The organism is Nocardioides sp. JS614, from assembly GCF_000015265.1.
In the GTDB taxonomy this organism is placed as follows: Bacteria; Actinomycetota; Actinomycetes; order Propionibacteriales; family Nocardioidaceae; genus Nocardioides.
Map to the genome: position 1 here is coordinate 1776299 of NC_008699.1, position 18436 is coordinate 1794734.

18 protein-coding genes are annotated in these 18436 nt (G+C 73.8%); 10 read left to right on the top strand and 8 right to left on the bottom strand.

The annotated features are described in order from the left end of the window. Positions 1-10: 10 nt before the first annotated feature. From NOCA_RS09860 to NOCA_RS09870, 3 genes are all read right to left on the bottom strand, one after another. The gene (locus NOCA_RS09860; protein ID WP_011755130.1) at positions 11-2263 is read right to left on the bottom strand and encodes a hybrid sensor histidine kinase/response regulator; all 2253 of its coding nucleotides are present in this window, start codon (positions 2261-2263) and stop codon (positions 11-13) included. Beyond that, positions 2260-2628 carry an STAS/SEC14 domain-containing protein gene (locus NOCA_RS09865; protein ID WP_011755131.1) on the bottom strand — a complete coding sequence of 123 codons (369 nt, stop codon included), beginning with the start codon at positions 2626-2628 and terminating at the stop codon, positions 2260-2262. Before NOCA_RS09865 ends, NOCA_RS09860 begins: the two co-directional genes overlap by 4 nt. A gap of 173 nt (positions 2629-2801) precedes the next feature. Next, positions 2802-3005: a YgaP family membrane protein gene (locus NOCA_RS09870; protein ID WP_011755132.1), complete on the bottom strand. Its 204-nt coding sequence runs from the start codon at positions 3003-3005 to the stop codon at positions 2802-2804. A 159-nt stretch (positions 3006-3164) separates the two neighbouring features. On the opposite strand from NOCA_RS09870, the gene NOCA_RS09875 reads away from it, so the two are divergent. Continuing rightward, positions 3165-3800 (top strand): hypothetical protein, encoded by a 636-nt coding sequence (locus NOCA_RS09875; protein ID WP_011755133.1) that lies wholly within the window; start codon positions 3165-3167, stop codon positions 3798-3800. Between the two features lie 68 nt (positions 3801-3868). On the opposite strand, the gene NOCA_RS09880 is transcribed toward NOCA_RS09875, so the two are convergent. After that, complete coding sequence (locus tag NOCA_RS09880) at positions 3869-4687, bottom strand: YwiC-like family protein (protein WP_011755134.1); 819 nt, start codon at positions 4685-4687, stop codon at positions 3869-3871. Positions 4688-4978: 291 nt separating this feature from the next. Between NOCA_RS09880 and NOCA_RS09885 the strand changes: the two genes are divergently transcribed. From NOCA_RS09885 to NOCA_RS09895, 3 genes are all read left to right on the top strand, one after another. Next, positions 4979-7150, top strand: a complete 2172-nt coding sequence (locus NOCA_RS09885; RefSeq protein WP_011755135.1) for a DEAD/DEAH box helicase — start codon at positions 4979-4981, stop codon at positions 7148-7150. A gap of 76 nt (positions 7151-7226) precedes the next feature. Then, positions 7227-7751, top strand: a complete 525-nt coding sequence (locus NOCA_RS09890; protein WP_011755136.1) for a sigma-70 family RNA polymerase sigma factor — start codon at positions 7227-7229, stop codon at positions 7749-7751. Beyond that, on the top strand, positions 7748-8467 hold the full coding sequence (locus NOCA_RS09895) for an anti-sigma factor family protein (RefSeq protein WP_011755137.1): 720 nt from the start codon (positions 7748-7750) through the stop codon (positions 8465-8467). The genes NOCA_RS09890 and NOCA_RS09895 overlap by 4 nt, the downstream gene beginning before the upstream one ends. Here the strand turns inward: NOCA_RS09895 and NOCA_RS09900 are convergent. Then, positions 8457-10547 (bottom strand): CDP-alcohol phosphatidyltransferase family protein, encoded by a 2091-nt coding sequence (locus tag NOCA_RS09900; RefSeq protein WP_158305654.1) that lies wholly within the window; start codon positions 10545-10547, stop codon positions 8457-8459. The two genes, NOCA_RS09895 and NOCA_RS09900, sit on opposite strands and share 11 nt — an antisense overlap. A gap of 21 nt (positions 10548-10568) precedes the next feature. Between NOCA_RS09900 and NOCA_RS09905 the strand changes: the two genes are divergently transcribed. From NOCA_RS09905 to NOCA_RS09930, 6 genes are read left to right on the top strand one after another with little or no spacing between them, the layout of a single operon-like run. After that, positions 10569-11612 carry a zinc-dependent alcohol dehydrogenase gene (locus tag NOCA_RS09905; RefSeq protein WP_049774552.1) on the top strand — a complete coding sequence of 348 codons (1044 nt, stop codon included), beginning with the start codon at positions 10569-10571 and terminating at the stop codon, positions 11610-11612. After that, on the top strand, positions 11600-11980 hold the full coding sequence (locus tag NOCA_RS09910; RefSeq protein WP_041546443.1) for a 6-pyruvoyl trahydropterin synthase family protein: 381 nt from the start codon (positions 11600-11602) through the stop codon (positions 11978-11980). Before NOCA_RS09905 ends, NOCA_RS09910 begins: the two co-directional genes overlap by 13 nt. Further along, a complete protein-coding gene (locus NOCA_RS09915) occupies positions 11977-12888 on the top strand; it encodes a glycosyltransferase family 4 protein (protein WP_011755141.1) in 912 nt (303 codons plus the stop codon). Before NOCA_RS09910 ends, NOCA_RS09915 begins: the two co-directional genes overlap by 4 nt. 20 nt (positions 12889-12908) lie before the next feature. Then, the gene (locus tag NOCA_RS09920; protein ID WP_197687712.1) at positions 12909-13709 is read left to right on the top strand and encodes a lysylphosphatidylglycerol synthase domain-containing protein; all 801 of its coding nucleotides are present in this window, start codon (positions 12909-12911) and stop codon (positions 13707-13709) included. Further along, positions 13702-14397 (top strand): RibD family protein, encoded by a 696-nt coding sequence (locus tag NOCA_RS09925; RefSeq protein ID WP_011755143.1) that lies wholly within the window; start codon positions 13702-13704, stop codon positions 14395-14397. Before NOCA_RS09920 ends, NOCA_RS09925 begins: the two co-directional genes overlap by 8 nt. Further along, complete coding sequence (locus tag NOCA_RS09930) at positions 14394-14996, top strand: GTP cyclohydrolase II (RefSeq protein ID WP_011755144.1); 603 nt, start codon at positions 14394-14396, stop codon at positions 14994-14996. The genes NOCA_RS09925 and NOCA_RS09930 overlap by 4 nt, the downstream gene beginning before the upstream one ends. Before the next feature lie 96 nt (positions 14997-15092). On the opposite strand, the gene NOCA_RS25695 is transcribed toward NOCA_RS09930, so the two are convergent. From NOCA_RS25695 to NOCA_RS09945, 3 genes are all read right to left on the bottom strand, one after another. Continuing rightward, a complete protein-coding gene (locus tag NOCA_RS25695) occupies positions 15093-17009 on the bottom strand; it encodes a peptidase S26B, signal peptidase (RefSeq protein WP_011755145.1) in 1917 nt (638 codons plus the stop codon). Positions 17010-17027: 18 nt separating this feature from the next. Next, positions 17028-17438 carry a hypothetical protein gene (locus NOCA_RS09940; RefSeq protein WP_011755146.1) on the bottom strand — a complete coding sequence of 137 codons (411 nt, stop codon included), beginning with the start codon at positions 17436-17438 and terminating at the stop codon, positions 17028-17030. Positions 17439-17639: 201 nt separating this feature from the next. Then, the gene (locus NOCA_RS09945) at positions 17640-18422 is read right to left on the bottom strand and encodes a ceramidase domain-containing protein (RefSeq protein ID WP_140404012.1); all 783 of its coding nucleotides are present in this window, start codon (positions 18420-18422) and stop codon (positions 17640-17642) included. Positions 18423-18436: the final 14 nt, after the last annotated feature.

Genomic DNA, 18436 nt, shown 5'->3' on the forward strand with positions numbered 1-18436 from the left:
GGCCGCGCCGTCACCCGGCGCGCTGCAGCGTGCGGGTCAGCTGGTCGACGGCGCGGTCGACCTCCGCCTCGATCCGGCCGGCCGCCTCGCCCGGGGCCTCCCGGCCCTCGGCTGCGTGCCGCTCGATGGTCCGGGCCAGGCCGCCGGCCGCGAGTGCGCCGATGTTGTCGGCGGCGCCGGCGAGCTGGTGGGCCCGGGTGCGCACCGCCGGCCAGTCGTTCCGGGCGGCGGCTTCTGCAATGGTGTGGGCGAGGCTCGGCGCGGACGCTGCGAAGGCCTCGACCAGCGTGGGCAGCAGCCCTCCGGTGCTCGCGTTCCCCAGACCGCGCAGCAACGTGACGCGCTCCAGGTCGAGGGCCGGACCGAGGTCCTCGGTCGGATGCCCGTCGGCCGGTGCGGGCTCCTCGTCGGACGGTGCGCCCTGGTCGACCGGCTCGGCCGGAGCCCACTGGCTGAGCACCCGGTCCAAGGTGGCCGCGTCGACCGGCTTGGCCACGAACCCGTCCATCCCGGCGGCGAGCGCGCGCCGCTTGTCGTCCTCGGTGGCGGACGCGGTCATCGCGATGATCGGCAGTCGGGTCCCGACCTCACGGCTGCGGATCTCCGCGGTCGCCTGGTAGCCGTCCATGATCGGCATCTGGCCGTCCATCAGCACCGCGGTGTAGGACTGGCGCGCGACGGCCGCGACCGCTTCCTTGCCGTCGCCGGCGAGGTCCACCTCGAAGCCGAGCCTGGTGAGCAGGCCCTCGGCGACCAGCTGGTTGATCGAGTTGTCCTCGGCGACCAGCACCCGGCCGCGGCTCGGCGCCGACCCGCGGCTCGGCGCCGACCCGCGGGGCGGGGCCGGCGCGTCCGGCTCGGGAGCGGTCGGTGCGGGCGGCGCCAGCAGCTCGGTCAGCCGGCTCCGGAGCTCGCTCAGGCGGACCGGTTTGGTCACGACCGTGCTCACGCCGGCGCGGAGCACGGCGTCGTGGTCGAGCTCGGCCGTCGCGGACAGCAGGACGGGGCGGCTGTCCCGCAACGCGGGGTCGGCCCCGATCGCAGCCAGCACCTCGAGGCCGTCGACGCCCGGCAGCCGGGAGTCGACCAGGACGACGGCGTACGGGTCCGCGGCCGCCGCGGCGGCCCGCATCAGCGTCAGCACCGCCTCCGGGCGCCCGGTCACGTCGGTACGGAGCCCCGCCTCGGTCAGCTGGGCACCGAGGACGCGACGCTGGGTCGCGTTGTCGTCGACGAGCAGGGCGCGCGCGTCCGCGGGGATCCCCCTGGCCGGGTCCGCGTCCCGGCTGGTGTCCAGGTCCGCGGCGGTGAGCGGTACGGCGAACCAGAACGTGCTGCCGTGGCCCTCCTGGCTCTCGAAGCCGATGGTCCCACCCATCAGGCGGACCAGGCGTCGCGAGATCGCGAGACCGAGACCGGTGCCGCCGTACCTACGCGTGGTGGACGCCTCGGCCTGGGTGAACGACCGGAACAGGCGCGCCTGCGCGGCCTGCGGGATGCCGATGCCGGTGTCGACGACCTCGAACCGGACGGGGGTCTCGCCCGGACTCGCGGCCGGCTGGCCGGACCGGTCCAGGGTCGCCCGGATCACGACCTCTCCGGTGGACGTGAACTTCACCGCGTTCGAGGCGAGGTTCAGGAGCACCTGGCGCAGGCGGGCCTCGTCGCCGACGAGGCCCGCGGGCAGGTCCGGGACCGCCTCGACGACGAGCTCCACGTCCTTGCGAGCCGCGCTGTTCGCCACCAGGCCGGCAACGGCGTCCAGGGTCCGCCGGGGATCGAACGGCGCCCGCTCGAGGTCGAGCATCCCCGCCTCGATCTTGGAGAAGTCGAGGATGTCGTCGATCAGCGTCAGCAGCGTGGTCCCGGCCTCGCTCAGACCCTTGGCGTAGCGCCGTTGGGTCTCGTCGAGCTCGGTGTCGAGCAGCAGCCGGGTCAGGCCGATGACCCCGTTCATCGGGGTCCGGATCTCGTGGCTCATCGTGGCCAGGAACGCCGACTTGGCGGCGGTGGCGGCCTCCGCCTCCTTGCGGGCGCGCACCGCCTCCCGGCGCGTGATCTCGAGGTCGTGGGTGCGCGCCTCGATCCGCTTCTCGAGGTCGGTCCGGCTGGCGCTGAGCTCCTCGGCGAGCATGTTGATGCCGAAGATCACCGCGTCCAGGTCCTCGTCGCCGGCGATCCGGGCGCCGCGGGCATCGAGGTCGCCGGTCGCCAGCCTGGTCAGCAGCTCGATGACGGGCTGGATCCGCTCGTGGCTGGTCATGGCTGCGCCTGGAGCCAGGCGATCGCGTCGGCCTCGGAGCCGAACATCCGGACCGGGTTCTCGCCGCGCTTGAGGCCCAGGAAGAAGTTCGCGAGCATCCGTGCCGGTGCGTTGTCGGCGACCAGCGCGACCGCGCGGTAGTGCGGGTTCTGGTCGATGAAGTACTCGCGGGCGTCACGGTCGATCTGCACGCCGTCGCGCAGGTCCACCAGCGAGAGCACCCGGCCCCGACCCAGGGCGTGGATCTCCTCGTCGATGGCCTTCGCCAGGGCGAGGTCGCAGTGCGCGCCCGGCTGCCAGTCCGTGCGCGCCACGCCGGCGCGCTCGTCCCACGAGACCCGGTAGCCCTTGTCTGCGGTCGCCACAGCGTCACCCCTCAACTCATCCCCACGCCCAGCGTAGGTCAGGTGCCCCCCGGCATTCATGAAGATCGGCAGGCTCGAGACCGGTCTGAGGGCGCGAGAGAGTCGTCCAGATCACGACGTGCCGAGTCCGGATGTGCGGGGGCAGGGCGGGTGACCCTCAGCTCGGATCCAGCTCAGCGGAAGGCGCAGCTGCCGCTGAGGCCGCACCGGCGCAGGATCATCGCCGCCGGGCAGAAGCCGGTGAAGCTGGACTGCAGCAGGTTGAGGCCGACGAAGGTGGTCAGCAGCAGCCACCAGGGAGAGACGAGGGCGACGAGCAGGACGCTGATCAGGATGAGGGTGCCGGCGAGGGTGAGAACGGCGCGGTCGATGCTCATGAGTACGGCGGGTCCTTCGGCTTCGGGGTTGCGGGCAGGCGGGGTCGGGACGAGCGAGGTCCAAAGGCCCGGTCGTCGGGTCTCTGGACCCTCGTCCCACTATACCCCGGGGGGTATATCTGGTGTCACCTCGGGTACACCCGGAGAGAGGCTCGAGAGATGCGCAAGAAGGTCCTGGTGCTCGGCGCCAACTTCGGAGGACTGACCGCGGCGCTCGCGGTCCGGCACGAGCTGGACGGCGACGTCGACGTGACGGTGGTCTCCGCCAGTGACCACTTCCTGTTCAACCCCCTGCCCGCTGACGGGGAGCGGCTGCCGTTCGGCTTCGGCATGGTGGTGCCGCCGTTCGTCGGGCAGGACTTCCTCACCCGGTCCGACGGCCTGGCGGACGAGAAGGGCTACGTGCAGGTGCGCCCGACCTACCAGAGCGAGAAGTACGACGACGTCTACGCGGTCGGCGTGGCTGCGGCCGTGGACGTGCCGTGGCAGACCCCGACGCCGGTCGGGATCCCCAAGACCGGGTTCCCGGCCGAGGTGATGGCGCACACCGCCGCCGCCAACATCGCCGCGCAGGTCAAGGGCGAGGTCCCGACCCGGACGAAGTCGTTCGGGGACATCAAGGCGGTCTGTGTGATGGACGCCGGAAACAACGGCGTGATCCTCCTCGCCGACAAGATGCTGCCGCCGCGCAAGCACGGGGTGCTGATCCCGGGCCCGCAGGCGCACCTGATGAAGCTCGGCTTCGAGAAGTACTTCCTCTGGAAGATGCGCCACCGCCACGTCCAGCTGCCCTGACCCCCCACACGTCGGTCGTCCCGACTCCGGCGGCCGGCGAGGGCGAGGGGGACGGCCGTGGCGGTCGCTCAGGCGACCGCCACGGCCGCGCCCGCTGCCGCGAGCACGACCACGAACCCCCCGAGCTCGACCATGCCGATGGTGCCGGGCCGCATCCCGGACCAGTCGCGGCGCAGCGCACGGGCCGCGAGCACCGCGAAGCCGGGTACCAGGAGCCAGCCCGCCGGCAGCCCCCAGACGAGCGCGAGCAGCGGGGAGGCGAGCAGGCAGGCCACGGCGAACGCGCGAGACGCCCGGGCGTACCGCGGGTCCCGGCGCTCGCGCAGCAGCGACTTCACGTGCAGCGTCGAGCCGAGCAGGACGACCGCGCACACCAGCGCGAGCAGCCACGCCTGGTCCGGCACGGCCGCGAGCAGTCCCGCGGGCATCGACTCGTCGGGGTCGTCGCCGACCAACCCGGTCACCACGACGATCCCCGAGCACTGGGCCACGAACACCGCGTCGTTGACGAGGTCCCGCTCCCGGTTGCGCCGGGCGTACGCGAGGTTGACGGCGAACGAGGCGAGGTAGAGCAGCGCGACCCACAGCAGCCACGGCCGCATCACCGCCACCGCGAGACCGGCCGGGGCGAACAGCGCGGCCCACACGAGAAGGGGCCGGCGGAACCGCTCCGGCCTGCGCGCCCGGACGTAGCTGAGCACGAAGTACGACGCCGGGTAGGCGGCGATCCACGCCCAGGCGAGCGGCAGCCAGGCCCAGGCCGGGTCCCCGACCAGGAAGCCGAGCGCCAGCGGGAGCCCCAGGAACGCCCACGCGCCGTGCTGCGGCGGGAACAGCGAGGTGCGCTGTGCGGTGCGGTTCCGGGGTGCGTGGTCGGGCGCGGTCACGACTCGAGCCTAGGAGCCTGGGCAGCGATCCGTGGTGCCACCGCGTGTGCGCCGGACCACAGGGAATGCGGACCCCTGGGCGATTGCTGTGTACGATGGTCATCGCACCCGGTCGCACGTCGTGGACCGGTGCCCCACGCCGAGTCCCGGCCATCTCGCCCGGTCTCTCGATCTCGTAGGTCTGCGCCATCGATCCTGCGGATCCGTGGAACCAGTACGCCGACGAGCGCACCGCCCCGGGGCGCCCAGGTCGTCGTCCTTCAGAACGAGCACACTCCGGAGGAGGGGTTCTTGGCTCGACAGGGCCAGCGCCAGTCGGCAGGTCGCCGTGCCCCCGCACGCAACCAGCGTCGTGGCGGCCGCGCGCTCGACAACGAGGGCATCATCCCGGTGCTCGCCCGCGCGGTGCGCGAGGTGGAGACCGCCGTCCAGCGCGGCGCGGTGTCCCCGTCGACCCGCACGAAGTTCCAGGTCGTCGCCCTGCTGGTCCGCGAGGAGCGGGCCCGGGTCAAGGCCGACGCCGAGAGCACCGAGGCGCAGCGCGCCGAGCAGCTCAAGCGCCTGGACGGCATCGCGACGATCCTCGCCAAGACCGCCGCGCGGGACACCTCGCTGCTGGCGCTCCTGGCCGAGCAGGCGGTGGTCTCCGACGCCGCCCAGGAGCTGCGCCGGCGGATGATCGAGGCCGCCGGGCTCGAGGTCGTCGAGGAGGAGCCCGCCGAGCCGGAGCCGATGGCCGTGATCACCGCTCCCACGCGCCGCGTGGTGCCGCAGTCGGTCGTCCAGCGCCAGCTCTCCAACCCGTTCCTGGTGCCCGACTTCTCCCACGCGCCGCAGGGCAGCGGCCGCGCCCGCCGGCTGGCCGGCTGGGAGCTGCTCGGCCCGTTGTTCCGGTCCTTCGAGTACGCGCTGCCGAAGGTCGGGCAGACCGGCGCGGCCTCGTGCATGGCACTGCCCGAGCCGATCTCCGCGGTCCGGCTGCCCGCCGGCCGGGAGCTGATGCACCACCAGGCGCAGCTCGTGGCGGCGGCCGGCGCCGGTCACCGGACCTTCCTGCTCGCCGACGAGCCCGGCCTCGGCAAGACCGCCCAGGCGCTCCTCGCCGCCCAGGCCGCGGACGCCTACCCTCTCCTGGTCGTGGTCCCCAACGTCGTCAAGACGAACTGGGCGCGCGAGGTGGGCCTGTGGACGCCGGGACGCTCGGTCACCGTGATCCACGGCGACGGTGAGGACGTCGACGGCTTCGCCGACATCGTGGTGATCAACTACGAGGTCCTCGACCGGCACGTCGGCTGGCTGGGCCAGCACGGCTTCCGCGGGATGGTCGTCGACGAGGCGCACTTCATCAAGAACAAGTCCTCGCAGCGCTCCCAGCACGTGCTCCAGCTCTCCGACCGGATCCGCACCCGCTTCCCCCGGCCGCTGCTGATGGCGCTGACCGGCACCCCGCTCATCAACGACATCGAGGACTTCCAGGCGATCTGGGAGTTTCTCGGCTGGATCGACGAGAAGTTGCCGCTCGGGGCCCTGATGGACGCCCTCGAGGACACCGGCCTGACCCCCGCGGACCCGGGCTTCTACCCGAACGCACGGCGCGCGGTCGTCGACATGGGCATCGTCCGGCGGCGCAAGATCGACGTCGCCGCGGACATCCCGGCCCGTCGGGTCGCCGACCTGCCGGTCGAGCTCGACGACGAGGCCGGCCGCTCGATCCGGGCCGCCGAGCGCGAGCTCGCCCGCCGGCTCGTCGAGCGCTACGAGATGGCGCTGGCGACCCGCAAGGAGGGCCGCGTCGTCGAGGGCATCGACCACGAGCTCGTGCGGCGGGTCGCGACCTGGGAGCGCGAGGACATGGACACCTCGAGCGGCGAGAACGTGTTCAGCATGATGCGGCGCATCGGCAGGGCCAAGGCCGGGCTCGCGGCCGACTACGCCGCCCAGCTCGCCCGCAACGTCGGCAAGGTCGTCTTCTTCGCCAAGCACATCGAGGTGATGGACGAGGCGGAGCAGACCTTCGCCGCGCGCGGACTGCGCTACTCGTCGATCCGCGGCGACCAGACGACCGCCGTACGCCAGCGCAACATCGACGCGTTCGTCAACGACCCCGAGGTCGCGGTCATCGTGTGCTCGCTGACCGCCGCCGGCGTGGGCGTCAACCTCCAGGTCGCCTCGAACGTGGTCCTGGCCGAGCTGTCCTGGACCGACGCGGAGCAGACCCAGGCGATCGACCGGGTGCACCGGATCGGGCAGGAGGAGCCGGTGACCGCGTGGCGGATCATCGCCTCGCAGACCATCGACACCCGGGTCGCCGAGCTGATCGACAGCAAGGCCGGGCTCGCCGCCGTCGCCCTGGACGGGTCGGACGAGGAGATCGCGTCCTCGGTCGACGTCCAGCTCGAGGCACTGGTCGCACTGCTGACCCAGGCGCTGACCGAGGCCCAGGAGCGCGCGGCCGCCTCCTGATGTCGCCGCGCGGCACCACGGCTGGTCCAGACTGAACCGGACAGCCGGTTCCTGCGTGTGACGGGTGGGAGGTGCGATGGCCGCCGAGAGCCAGGGAAGCCCCGAGGCGTTGATGCAGCAGCTGCACGACGAGCACGCCGCCGCGCTCTGGGGCTACTGCCTGCGCCTGACCGGGCAGGACCGGGCCCGCGCCGAGGACGTGGTGCAGGAGACGCTGCTGCGTGCCTGGCGGAACTTCCCCGCCCTCGACGAGGCGCACGGCTCGGTGCGCGCCTGGCTGTTCCGGGTGGCGCGCAACATCGTCATCGACGAGTGGCGCACCAAGCGGTGGCAGAGCGAGATCGCCGTGGCCGACGTCCCGGACGGGGCCGGCGAGTCGGACCGCACCGACCAGCTCCTGTTGTCGTGGGTGGTCGGCGACGCACTCACCAGGCTCTCGGCCGAGCACCGGGCGGTGCTGCTCGAGTGCTACTACCGCGGCCAGTCCGTCGCGGAGGCCTCGCGGCGGCTCGGCGTGCCGGAGGGCACCGTCAAGTCGCGCACGCACTACGCGCTCCGGGCACTGCGCCTGGCCCTCGAGGAGAGCGGGGTGGTCGCATGACCAGCGTCCCGCACCCGGCCGACGGCTGCGAGCTCGCCCACCTCGACGGCGCCTACGTGCTCGGCGCACTGGCGCCGGAGGAGCGGCTGGAGTTCGAGCGCCACCTGCGCGGCTGCAAGGACTGTGCCCGGTCGGTGCAGCAGCTCGCCGGCCTGCCGGGCCTGCTGTCCCAGGTCTCGGTCGAGGTCCTCGAGTCCGCGCCCGTCGACGAGCCGGTGCCCGACACGCTCCTGCCGGCACTCGTGCGGGAGGTACGCCGGGGTCGCCGACGTCGGCGCTGGCTCACCGGTCTGGCCGCGGCCGCCGCGGTGGTGGTGGTCGGCGCCGCGTCGGTCGCGGTCGTCACGACGAACGACGGCGACGGCGCCCCGGTCGCGGTGCCCACCGCGTCCGCCTCGGCGCGCGAGATGACCCCGGTCGGCGCCGACGGCGTGACCGGGTGGCTCTCGATGACCTCGGTCGCCTGGGGCACCCGCCTCGAGCTGACCTGCACCTACCAGGCTCCGACCGACGGGTACTACCAGCAAGCCGGGCCACCGACGTACGAGCTGGTCGTGCGCACCCGCGACGGCGGCGTCGAGCAGGTCGCCAGCTGGCGCGGCCTGCCCGGCCGCACCCTCACGATCACCGGCGCGACCGCGGCGTCCGTCGCGGACATCGTGTCCGTGCAGGTCCGGTCGGCCGACGGCCACCCGGTGCTGCGGATCAGCGGCTGAACGTCTCCAGGAAGCGGTCGCGGAAGGCGTCCATGCGCCAGACGGTGGCGTCGGGGGCGGGGTGCAGGCCCGGCTGCCAGCCCCAGCCGGCGATCCGGTCGACGACCCGTGGGTCCTGGGCGATCACCGAGACCGGTACGTCGTGGCCCGGGTCCGGGCCGGTGACGTAGGAGTGCGGCTGGTGGTCGCCGAGGACGACCAGGACCAGGTTCGGGTCGGGGTAGGTCTCCAGGAACGACACCAGGGTGTCCATCGTGTACTCGATCGACTGGCCGTAGAGCCGGCGTACGTCGGAGGAGTCGGGCTGCGTCGCGGTCTCGCCGAACACGGACCCGTCGCCGACCCGGTCCCAGGGCACCAGCTCCGGTGAGGGTGCCCACGGGTGGTGGCTGGAGACCAGGTCGATCTCGGCCATCACCGGGCGCCGGTGCCGCTGCTGGAGCTCGAGCCGGCGGAAGGTGGCCAGCGTGTACTGGTCCGGCATCGTTGCGTAGCCGAACTCCGGGCCGCGGTAGCCGACGTTGCGCGAGTCGTAGAGCTGGTCGAAGCCGTAGAACGCTGCTCCCTCGGGCCAGTCGCGGGTGTTCGCCGGGACGTCGAAGACCGTGCGCCAGCCCGCACCCTCGAACGCCGAGGCGAGCGTGAGCCGGTCGGCTCCCACCAGCTGGTCGTAGCGCTGCTGGCTGTCGACCCACAGCCCGGACTGCAGGGTGGAGTGGGCCAGCCAGCTGGCGGCCCCGAAGGTCGGCGAGGTGAGGAACGCGCTGCGCGCCGACCAGCCGGCGGCCCGCAGCCGTCGGCTGCCGTCGTCGAGCACCGCGTCGACGCCGGGCGCGATGTTCGGCGCGAACGACGTGCCCTGCACGGCCACCCGGCCGTAGGACTCCACGAACACGACCAGCACGTCCTTGCCGCGCAGGCCGGCCAGCAGGCGGTCCGGGTGAACGCCCGCGTAGCGGTCGGTCTGGATCTCGTGCTCGAAGGCGCGCCGGTCGGCCAGGTCGGCACGCACCTGCTGGACCTCGTCGAAGGCCAGGCCGGCCGCGCCGCTCGTGGCCACGGGCAGGCCGATCATGCCGAGCAGCCAGGCCAGCCCCAGGGCGACTGCGGTCCGGGCCGAGGCTGCGCGATGGGTCGCGACCAGCCGGCTGACCCGGACGGTGGCGAGCGGCAGCACGACGAGGACCAGCACCGCCGCGAGGCCCGCCGCGACGGCGGTCGCGACCGCTGCCGGCCGGCCCACCGAGTCGCCCAGCACCCCGACGCCGGGCCCCAGATAGGCCCAGTCGGTGACCGGGTCGACGGGGCGGTCCAGGATCGCGCGGAACCCCGCGTCCGCGAGGCCGAGCACCATCAGGACGCCGAGCGCCAGGCCGACCAGCACCGCGGCGACCCGGCGCGCCCGCGCACCGAGCACCAGCGCGAGGAGCACGAGCAGCGCCGCCTCCACGGGCACGCGCACCAGGCCCCCGGGGCCGTCGGGCAGGACCAGCGCGACCCACACCACGGCGAGGGCGGCCAGGGTAAGGCCGCCGCCGCGGGGGTACGCCGCTTGGTCGTGCGGCGCCCGCCGGGTCCGCCGCAGCCACCACACGTCCCGGCCGAACGACTCGGCCAACAGGCCGAGGGCGACCACGAGCGCGACCTCGGCCAGGCGGTCGGGGACCAGGTCCGCGGCGACGACCGCGAGCGTCACGCCCTGGACCGCCGCCACCACCTTGCGCCAGTGGCGCGGCGGCACCGGCCGACGCAGCCACGGCCACAGCCGCTCGGCGAGCCACAGCAGGTAGCGGGCCGCGCCGATCGCCAGGACCCACCAGCCGTGCGCGGCGGCGACGTACACGCTGAGCACCGCGATCAGGAACGCGTCGGTCTCCATGTCGAAGCGCGCGCCGGACGCCGATGAGGTGCCGGTACGTCGGGCCACCTGGCCGTCCACCCAGTCGAGGGAGAGGGCGACGGCGACGAGCACCAGGCCCGGGCCGGTGGGCCCGATGACGGCGACGACGAGCGCGAGCAGCGCCCGGACCAGCGTGACGGCGTCCGCGGGTCGTCGGAGCCGGTGGTGAACCGTCGGCACGGCACCTCCGTGTGTGTGGGTGTGACCAGTCCTACGGACGCCGCTGCGGCCCGGTTCACCCCGACCCGCGCCGCCCGCGCCTTCTGGGTCGGCGGGCCCGGGCACGGCGAGCTCCGGCCGGTCGGGCCGCGTCGGCCCGCCGCCGGCGAGGTGCTGGTGCGCACGCTGCACTCCGGCGTGAGTCGTGGGACCGAGACGCTGGTGTTCCGCGGCCGGGTGCCCGCCGACCAGCGTGCGGCGATGCGCGCGCCCCACCAGGAGGGCGACTTCCCCGGGCCGGTGAAGTACGGCTACCTCAGCGTGGGCCGGGTCGAGGAGGGGCCCGCGGACCTCGTCGGCCGGACCGTCTTCTGCCTCCACCCCCACCAGACGGAGTACGTCGTCCCGGCGACCGCGGTCGTCCCGGTGCCGGACGGGGTGCCGGCCCGCCGCGCGGTGCTCGCCGGCACCGTCGAGACCGCGCTGAACGCGCTGTGGGACCTGGGGCCGCTGGTCGGGGACCGGATCGCGGTCGTGGGCGGCGGGATGGTGGGGTGCTGCGTGGCCCGGCTGGTCGCCCGGATCCCCGCCACCGAGGTCACGCTGGTCGACGTCGCCCCGGGGCGAGCCCGGGTCGCGGCCGCGCTGGGCGTCGGCTTCGCCGTACCCGACGAGGCGCCGGCTGCGCGGGACGCCGTCGTGCACTGCAGCGCCACCGCCGCGGGGTTGCAGCTCTCTCTCGACCTGCTCGCCGCGGAGGGCACCGTGCTCGACCTCAGCTGGTACGGCGACCAGCCGGTGCAGCTCTCGCTCGGCGGCGCGTTCCACTCCGGGCGGCTCGGCATCCGCGCCAGTCAGGTCGGAGCCGTGGCCGCGGCCCGCCGGGCCACCCGCACCCACGCCGACCGGCTGGCGCTCGCGCTGGAGCTGCTGCGCGACCCGGCGTTCGACGCGTTGCTGACCGGGGAGTCCGACTTCGAGGACCTGCCCGACGTGATGGCCCGGCTGGCCGACGGCCGCCTGGACGCGCTGTGTCACACGATCCGCTACCCGGACGTCGAGGGGGACCCGCCGTGTACACCGTGACGGTCCGCGACCACATGATGGTCGCGCACAGCTTCACCGGCGAGGTCTTCGGGCCGGCGCAGCGCCTGCACGGTGCGACCTACGTCGTCGACGCGGCGTTCTCCGGGCCGGAGCTCGGGCCGGACGGGATCCTCCTCGACATCGGCCGCGCGGCCGAGCTGCTCCGCGAGGTCCTCGGCGGGCTCACCTACCGCAACCTCGACGACGAGGCCGACTTCGCGGGCGTCAACACCTCGACCGAGCTGCTCGCGCGGACGGTCGCCGACCGGCTGGCGGAGCGGACCCCAGGGCTCGGCCCGGTGACGGGCCTCCTGGTCACCCTGCACGAGTCGCACATCGCCTCGGCCAGCTTCGCGAGGCCGGTGTGACCGTCCACCTGGTGCTGCCCGCAGGCGTCGACGACCCGGCCCGGCCGAGCGGCGGGAACGTCTACGACCGCCGGGTCTCCGACGGCCTCGGCGCGACCGAGCACACGTCGACGGCCACCGTCCCGGACGGGTCGCTGACCCTGGTCGACGGCCTGCTGACCACGCCGGACCTCGTGGCGGAGGCGCACCGGTTGCGGCTGGTGGTGCTGGTGCACCTGCCCCTCGGCCCGGAGGCGCCGTGGGAGCGCGACGTCCTGCGCGCCGCCGCCGGCGTGATCGCCACGAGCCGCTGGACCCGCACCTGGCTGGTGGAGCGCTACGGGCTGGAGCCCGATCGGGTCCTCGTCGCCGAGCCGGGCACCGACCCGGCACCCCTCGCGCCCGGCAGCGTCGACGGATCGGCCCTGCTGTGCGTGGGTGCGGTGACCCCGCTGAAGGGGTACGACGTCCTGGAGGCCGCCTTGGGTCGGCTCGACGACCTCGCGTGGACCTGCCGGGGCGTCGGGTCTCTGGACGTCGAGCCGGCCTTCGCGGCCGCCCTGGGCGGCGCGGTCCGGCTCACCGGTCCGCTGACCCGGTCGGCGCTGGAGGCGACGTACGCCGAGGCGGATCTGCTGGTCCTCGCCTCCCGCGCGGAGACCTACGGCATGGTCGTGACCGAGGCGCTCGCCCGCGGACTGCCGGTCGTCGCCACCGACGTGGGCGGGGTCCGCGAGGCGCTGGGTGACGGGGGAGTGCTGGTGCCTCCGGAGGACCCGGCGGCGCTGGCCGGCGCCCTGCGCGCCTGGCTCACCGACCCCGGGCACCGGGCCGAGCTCAGGGCGGCGGTGCTGCGGCGGCGCGCGACGCTGACCGGCTGGGAACGCACCACCGCGCTGGTCGCCGAGGCCCTGGCGGTCCTGCGATGAGGAGCCCGGCGGCGAGCCCGGTGACGAGCCCAGGAACGAACCCGGCGACGAGGTGGTGGCGGGTCGGCGGCGGCGTGTTGGTCCTCGCCGTGGTGGTCGAACGGGTCGGGCCGGGTCCTTTCGTCGACGCGGTCCGCGCCACCTCGCCGGCGGCCCTGGCCGCCGCGCTGGCGATCACCGCGCTCACCACGCTGTGCAGCGCCTGGCGCTGGCGCGTGGTCGCCGCGCGGCTCGGCGTCGACGTACCGCTGCGGCCGGCGGTCGGCGCCTACTACCGCTCGCAGTTCCTCAACGCCACGCTCCCCGGTGGCGTCCTCGGCGACGTCCACCGGGCCGTGCGGCACGGGCCCAAGCCGGTCGCGCTCGAGCGGGTCGTCGGTCAGGCCGTGCAGGTGGTCGCGACCGGGGGCGTGCTGCTGCTCGTCTCGCCGTGGCCGGCGGCAGCCGTGGCCGTCGGCGCCGGACTCACCGTCGCGCTGGTGCGCTGGCCGCAGGTCGTGGCCGCGTCGGTGCTGGCCGCGGCCGGCCACGTCGTCGTGTTCCTGGTGGCCGCACGCACCGCGGGCACCGACGCGTCGCTGGCGGAGCTGCTGCCGCTCGCGCTCGTCGTGCTGCTCGCCGCCGCGATCCCGCTCAACGTGGCGGGCTGGGGCCCCCGCGAAGGAGCGGCCGCGTGGGCCTTCGCGGGCGCCGGGCTGGGTGCGGCCCAGGGCGCCACCGTCGCGGTCGTGTACGGCGTCCTCGCGCTGGTCGCCACCCTCCCCGGCGCGGCACTGCTCGCCACAGGACTGCTCACCAAGGGGGTGCTCGCCCGTGCCTGACCGGCCCTACACGCTGCTGAGCTGCGGCATGTCGTTGGACGGCTACCTCGACAGCGCCTCGGACCAGCGGCTGATCCTCTCCAACGACGCCGACCTCGACCGCGTGGACGCGGTCCGCGCCGAGTCCGACGCGATCATGGTCGGTGCCGCGACGGTGCGCAACGACAACCCAAGGCTGCTCGTGCGGGACCAGGAGCGCCGCGACGAGCGGGTGTCTCGAGGGTTGAAGCCCTCACCGCTCAAGGTGACCGTCACCTGCGCGGGCCGGCTGGACCCGCGCGGCCGGTTCTTCACCACCGGCGAGTCCGAGAAGCTCGTCTACTGCACCAGCGGGGGCGCGCCCGAGGCCCGGTCGCGGCTCGGCGCGGTCGCGACCGTCGTCGACGGCGGCCCCCGGGTCACCATGCGCCGGATGAGCGAGGACCTGCACGAGCGGGGCGTGCGCCGGCTGATGGTCGAGGGCGGGGGGACCATCCACACGCAGTTCCTCACCGAGGACCTCGCCGACGAGCTGCACCTGGTCGTGGCGCCGTTCTTCGTCGGCGACTCCCGCGCCCGCAGGTTCGTCGACGACGGCCCGTTCCCGTTCCGGTCAGACCGGCCGGCCCGCCTGGTCGACGTGCGCCGGATCGGCGAGGTCGTGCTGCTGCGCTACGCGCTCTCCTCCAGGTTCGAGGACGCGTCGTGACGGCCGCGGTCCGCACCGAGCTGATGGTCCCGCTGCGCCTCGCGGACGGCTGGTCCACGCTCGCGCGGCTCTACACCTTCGACGGCCTCACCGACCCCGGGGAGCACCTCGCCCTGCGGCTCGGCTCGCCCGGCGACGTACCCCTCGTGCGGGTGCACAGCGAGTGCCTCACCGGCGACGTCTTCGGCAGCCAGCGCTGCGACTGCGGCCCCCAGCTCCACGAGGCGTTCCGGCGCGTCGACGCCGTCGGCGGGTACGTGCTCTACCTGCGCCAGGAGGGGCGCGGCATCGGGCTCTACCCCAAGCTGGACGCCTACGCCCTCCAGGACGCCGGCCTCGACACCTACGAGGCGAACGTCGCGCTCGGGTACGGCGAGGACGAGCGCGACTACTCGGTCGCGGCCCAGATGCTCACCGCGCTCGGTGTCTCCCGGGTCGCGCTGCTCAGCAACAACCCGGACAAGGCCGAGCAGCTGGCCCTCGACGGGATCACGGTCGCCGCCCGCGTCCCGACCGCCGTCCACCGCTCCGAGGCGAATGCGCGCTACCTCGCCGCGAAGGCCCAGCACGCCGACCACACCCTCGACCTGGGCGCCTGAGCGGGCCGCAGCACCACACTCACAGTCACGCGGACCGAGCAAGCGGTGACACCGTCCGCATGACCTCCCGGAGGCCCCTGTCCCGACCGGTGGGGCTCAGGTGCAGTAGCCGAACGTCTGGGGCTGGCCGGCCTGGATCAGCTCGTTCCAGCTCAGGCCGTGCAGCACCCAGGTCCCGGTGAGCGCGGTGAAGGAGACGCTGGTGGCGTTCCAGAAGTTCGTCGGCTGGGCGACCAGCCAGTACGTCGGCGCGGTCAGCCCGGGGGTGGTGTGGTCGATGGTCGCCCGCCAGCGCACGGGCTGGGTCGAGGTCGTCGACACCGTGACGTTCGCGCAGTAGGTCCCGCCCCCGGAGCTGGTGATCGTGGCCGAGACCGTCGCGTCCACGAGGTCGGCGTCCGGGTTGGTCGGCGCGCAGTAGCCCCAGCTGACCGGCTCGCCGAGCCGGATCAGCTCGTTGCTCGCCGTGCCCTTGAGCACCCAGGCGCCCGAGCCGAACGAGATGCTCGTCGCGTTCCAGAAGTTGGTCGGCTGGGCGCCGAGCCAGTACACGGCGTTGGTCAGGCCGGGGGTGGTGTGGTCGATGGTCGCACGCCACTTCACGTACGTCGGGGACAGCGTCGAGACCGTCACGTCGGCGCAGTACTGCCCACCGCCGGAGCTGGTGATGGTCGCGCTCACGGTCGCATCGACGAGCGGGGAGGCCGCCGACATCGGTGCGCAGTAGCTCCAGCTGGCGGGGCTGGTGGCCCGGACGTACTCGTTGCTGCCCGAGCCGCGCACCACCCAGGTGCCGGTCCCGCCGTCGAAGGAGATCGTCGTGGCGTTGCTGGCGTTGGTGGGCTCTGCGGCGAGCCAGTAGTTGTTGTCGGTGAGCCCGACGGTCGCGTGGTCGATGCTCACCCGCCACCGGATCCAGTCCGTCGAGAGCGTCGTCACGGCCACGGTCGCGCAGTACTGGCCGCCGCCCGAGCTGGTGACGGTCGCGACCGCGGTCGCGTCGGCGAGGTCGGGCGGCGTGCGGGTGCCGCAGTAGCCCCACACGTACGACCCACCTGCGGCGAGCACGGAGTTGAACTCGACGCCCCTGACCCGCCACAGGTTCGGCTGGAAGGACACGGTGGTCACGTTGTACGACGACGACACGGCGGTGGCGTTGTAGGGCTGCTGGGAGATGTTGAGCGTGATCTCCCACTCCACGGCCTGGTCGGAGTGGTTGGTGACCGTCACGGTCGCGCAGTACTCCAGCGCGGTCTCGCTGGTGAGGACCTGCTCGTAGGAGACCGGGTTGGCCGCCAACGAGCTCGGCACCGTGAACGCGTCCAGGTCGGCCGAGGTGAGGGTCCCGATCGGGGCCGCGGACGCGCTGGTCGCGGTCAGCGTCGAGGCCAGTGCCGCAGCCAGCGCCGTCCCCGCTGTTGCGAGCCGCAGCGCGACCCTGCTGCGCGGGGCGGGTCGGCGGTGGCGCCGGGGCATGCCGGCGCCACCGCCCGGGGGTGGGGGGCCCCCGCCCCGGCCCGCCCACCCGAACACCGAGGCGCCGGCGAGCAGGCCGGAGATCATCGCGAGCAGCAGGGGTGACCCGAACCAGCGCAGCAGGATCCCGCCGCGCGGCACGTGCAGCGCCACCCGACCCGTGACGTCCGCGTCGGTCGGACGCCACGGGTCGACGTGGTCGTTGTGGTCGCCCTTCGTCACGTGGGTGCCGTCGGGACGCACCTCGACGACCCGGTGGACGATGTTCAGGCCGGCCCCGGGGCCGTCGGGGATGCGGTAGACGATCGGCGTCCCCGCCGGGTAGGACCCGGAGCGCCAGGTGAGGACCAGGTCACCGGGGTCGTACGTCGGCAGCATCGACGGTCCGGACACGACCGTGACGCCCAGCCGGGCCGGGCCGAACGGGCCGGGCACGCTGAGCGCGAGGACGGCGAGCAGGAATCCCCACCGGAGCAGGCTGAAGAGGCGGCGCGGCCAGGACCTGCGCCGTCTCGGTCGGGTATCGAGCTCGACCACCGGCTGCCGGACAGCGGGCTACGGCGTCGTCGTTCCGCTGATCACGACGGCGACCTCGGTGACGTCGGCAGCGGGAGCGTTGACGGTGAAGTCCGCCGTCTGGTCGTCGAGGAGCCCCGTGTAGACCGGGACCGCGACGTCGGCCTCGGCCAAGGAGCTGGTCCCGTCGCTGAGAGCGATCTTGACCCGCTGACCGATGCAGGCAGCGGCGACATGGTCGAGCGTCACGGACGAGACGTCGTACTCGCCCGTCGTGGCGTTGTAGGCCGTCGTGTAGCTGACGTCGATGCTGCTGTCGCAGGATGCGACGACCGTGGTGCCGGCACCGAGATCGGTCGAGTCGACCGTGCCGATGGAGGCCGCCGAGGCGACCACCGCCGCCGCGGCCGCACCCCCCGCGCCGAGCGCGAGGATGAGCTGCTTGGACATCTGTGAACTCCCTAGTCTGCCCCTCCCAGGGCGCTACAGGAGAACGCGCGTGCACACACCATCAGACCGCCACCCCAGCGCGGCATGCGAGCGCATGCTGCGACTATCTCCCTCCGGTTCGCCGCGCCGAGTCACGACTGTGTGATACAGGTCACGGTCTACACCGGTCTAGGCTGCTGGACCAGACCTCCGGCCCGATCTTTACCTTTCGCTGGCCCAGAGGCGGAACAACAGGTAGGCCGCCAGCGCGTCCAGCAGGTGCCAGGCGGCGTGGCCCTGGAGCAGGGAGTCGGGGTCGCACCACAGCGTCTTTGTGAGGTTCCAGATCCCGAAGGCGACCACGACGGCGCCCAGCGCGGCCGCGCCCCAGCGCAGGTCGGTCCGCGGGCCACCGAGGGCCGGGGCCCGGCGCCACAGCACCACCTCGACCACGACCGCGGTCAGCAGCAGCGCGGCGAAGGCCAGGTTGCCGGCGTACCGCACCACCGGCACCTCGTGCGGCCACAGGCCGACCAGCTCGCAGCCCGCGATCGACAGGCTGAAGACCTGGGCCAGGAACAGCGGGCCCTGGCCGGCCAGCCGCATCAGCGCGTACGCGGCCGCGAAGGACGCGACGAGGTACATGCTGAGCAGGTCGAGCTCGCCCCCCGCAGCCGACTGGGTCGCGTGCATCGCGGCGCTGGCCGGGCCGAGGATCACCACGACGCAGGCGTACGGCGTCGCCAGCCCGCGGAGCCGGACCCGGCCGGCGTGCCACGCGATCCCCAGGCCCGCGACGAGGAACCCCAGGTTGGAGAAGGTGTTCGACGGCTGCTTGACCCAGCCGTCCCGGGCCGCCTCGCAGAAGTCGTCCCCGCGGCCGACGTCCGGGCCCAGCCAGCCGGCCGCGACCGCGACCACCAGCAGCCCGGTCGCGACCGCCGCCACGGCCGCCGTCAGCGCGAGCGGACGCAGGCTCCGGGAGCGCGGAGGCCGGGGGTGCACCGCCCTAGTGTGTC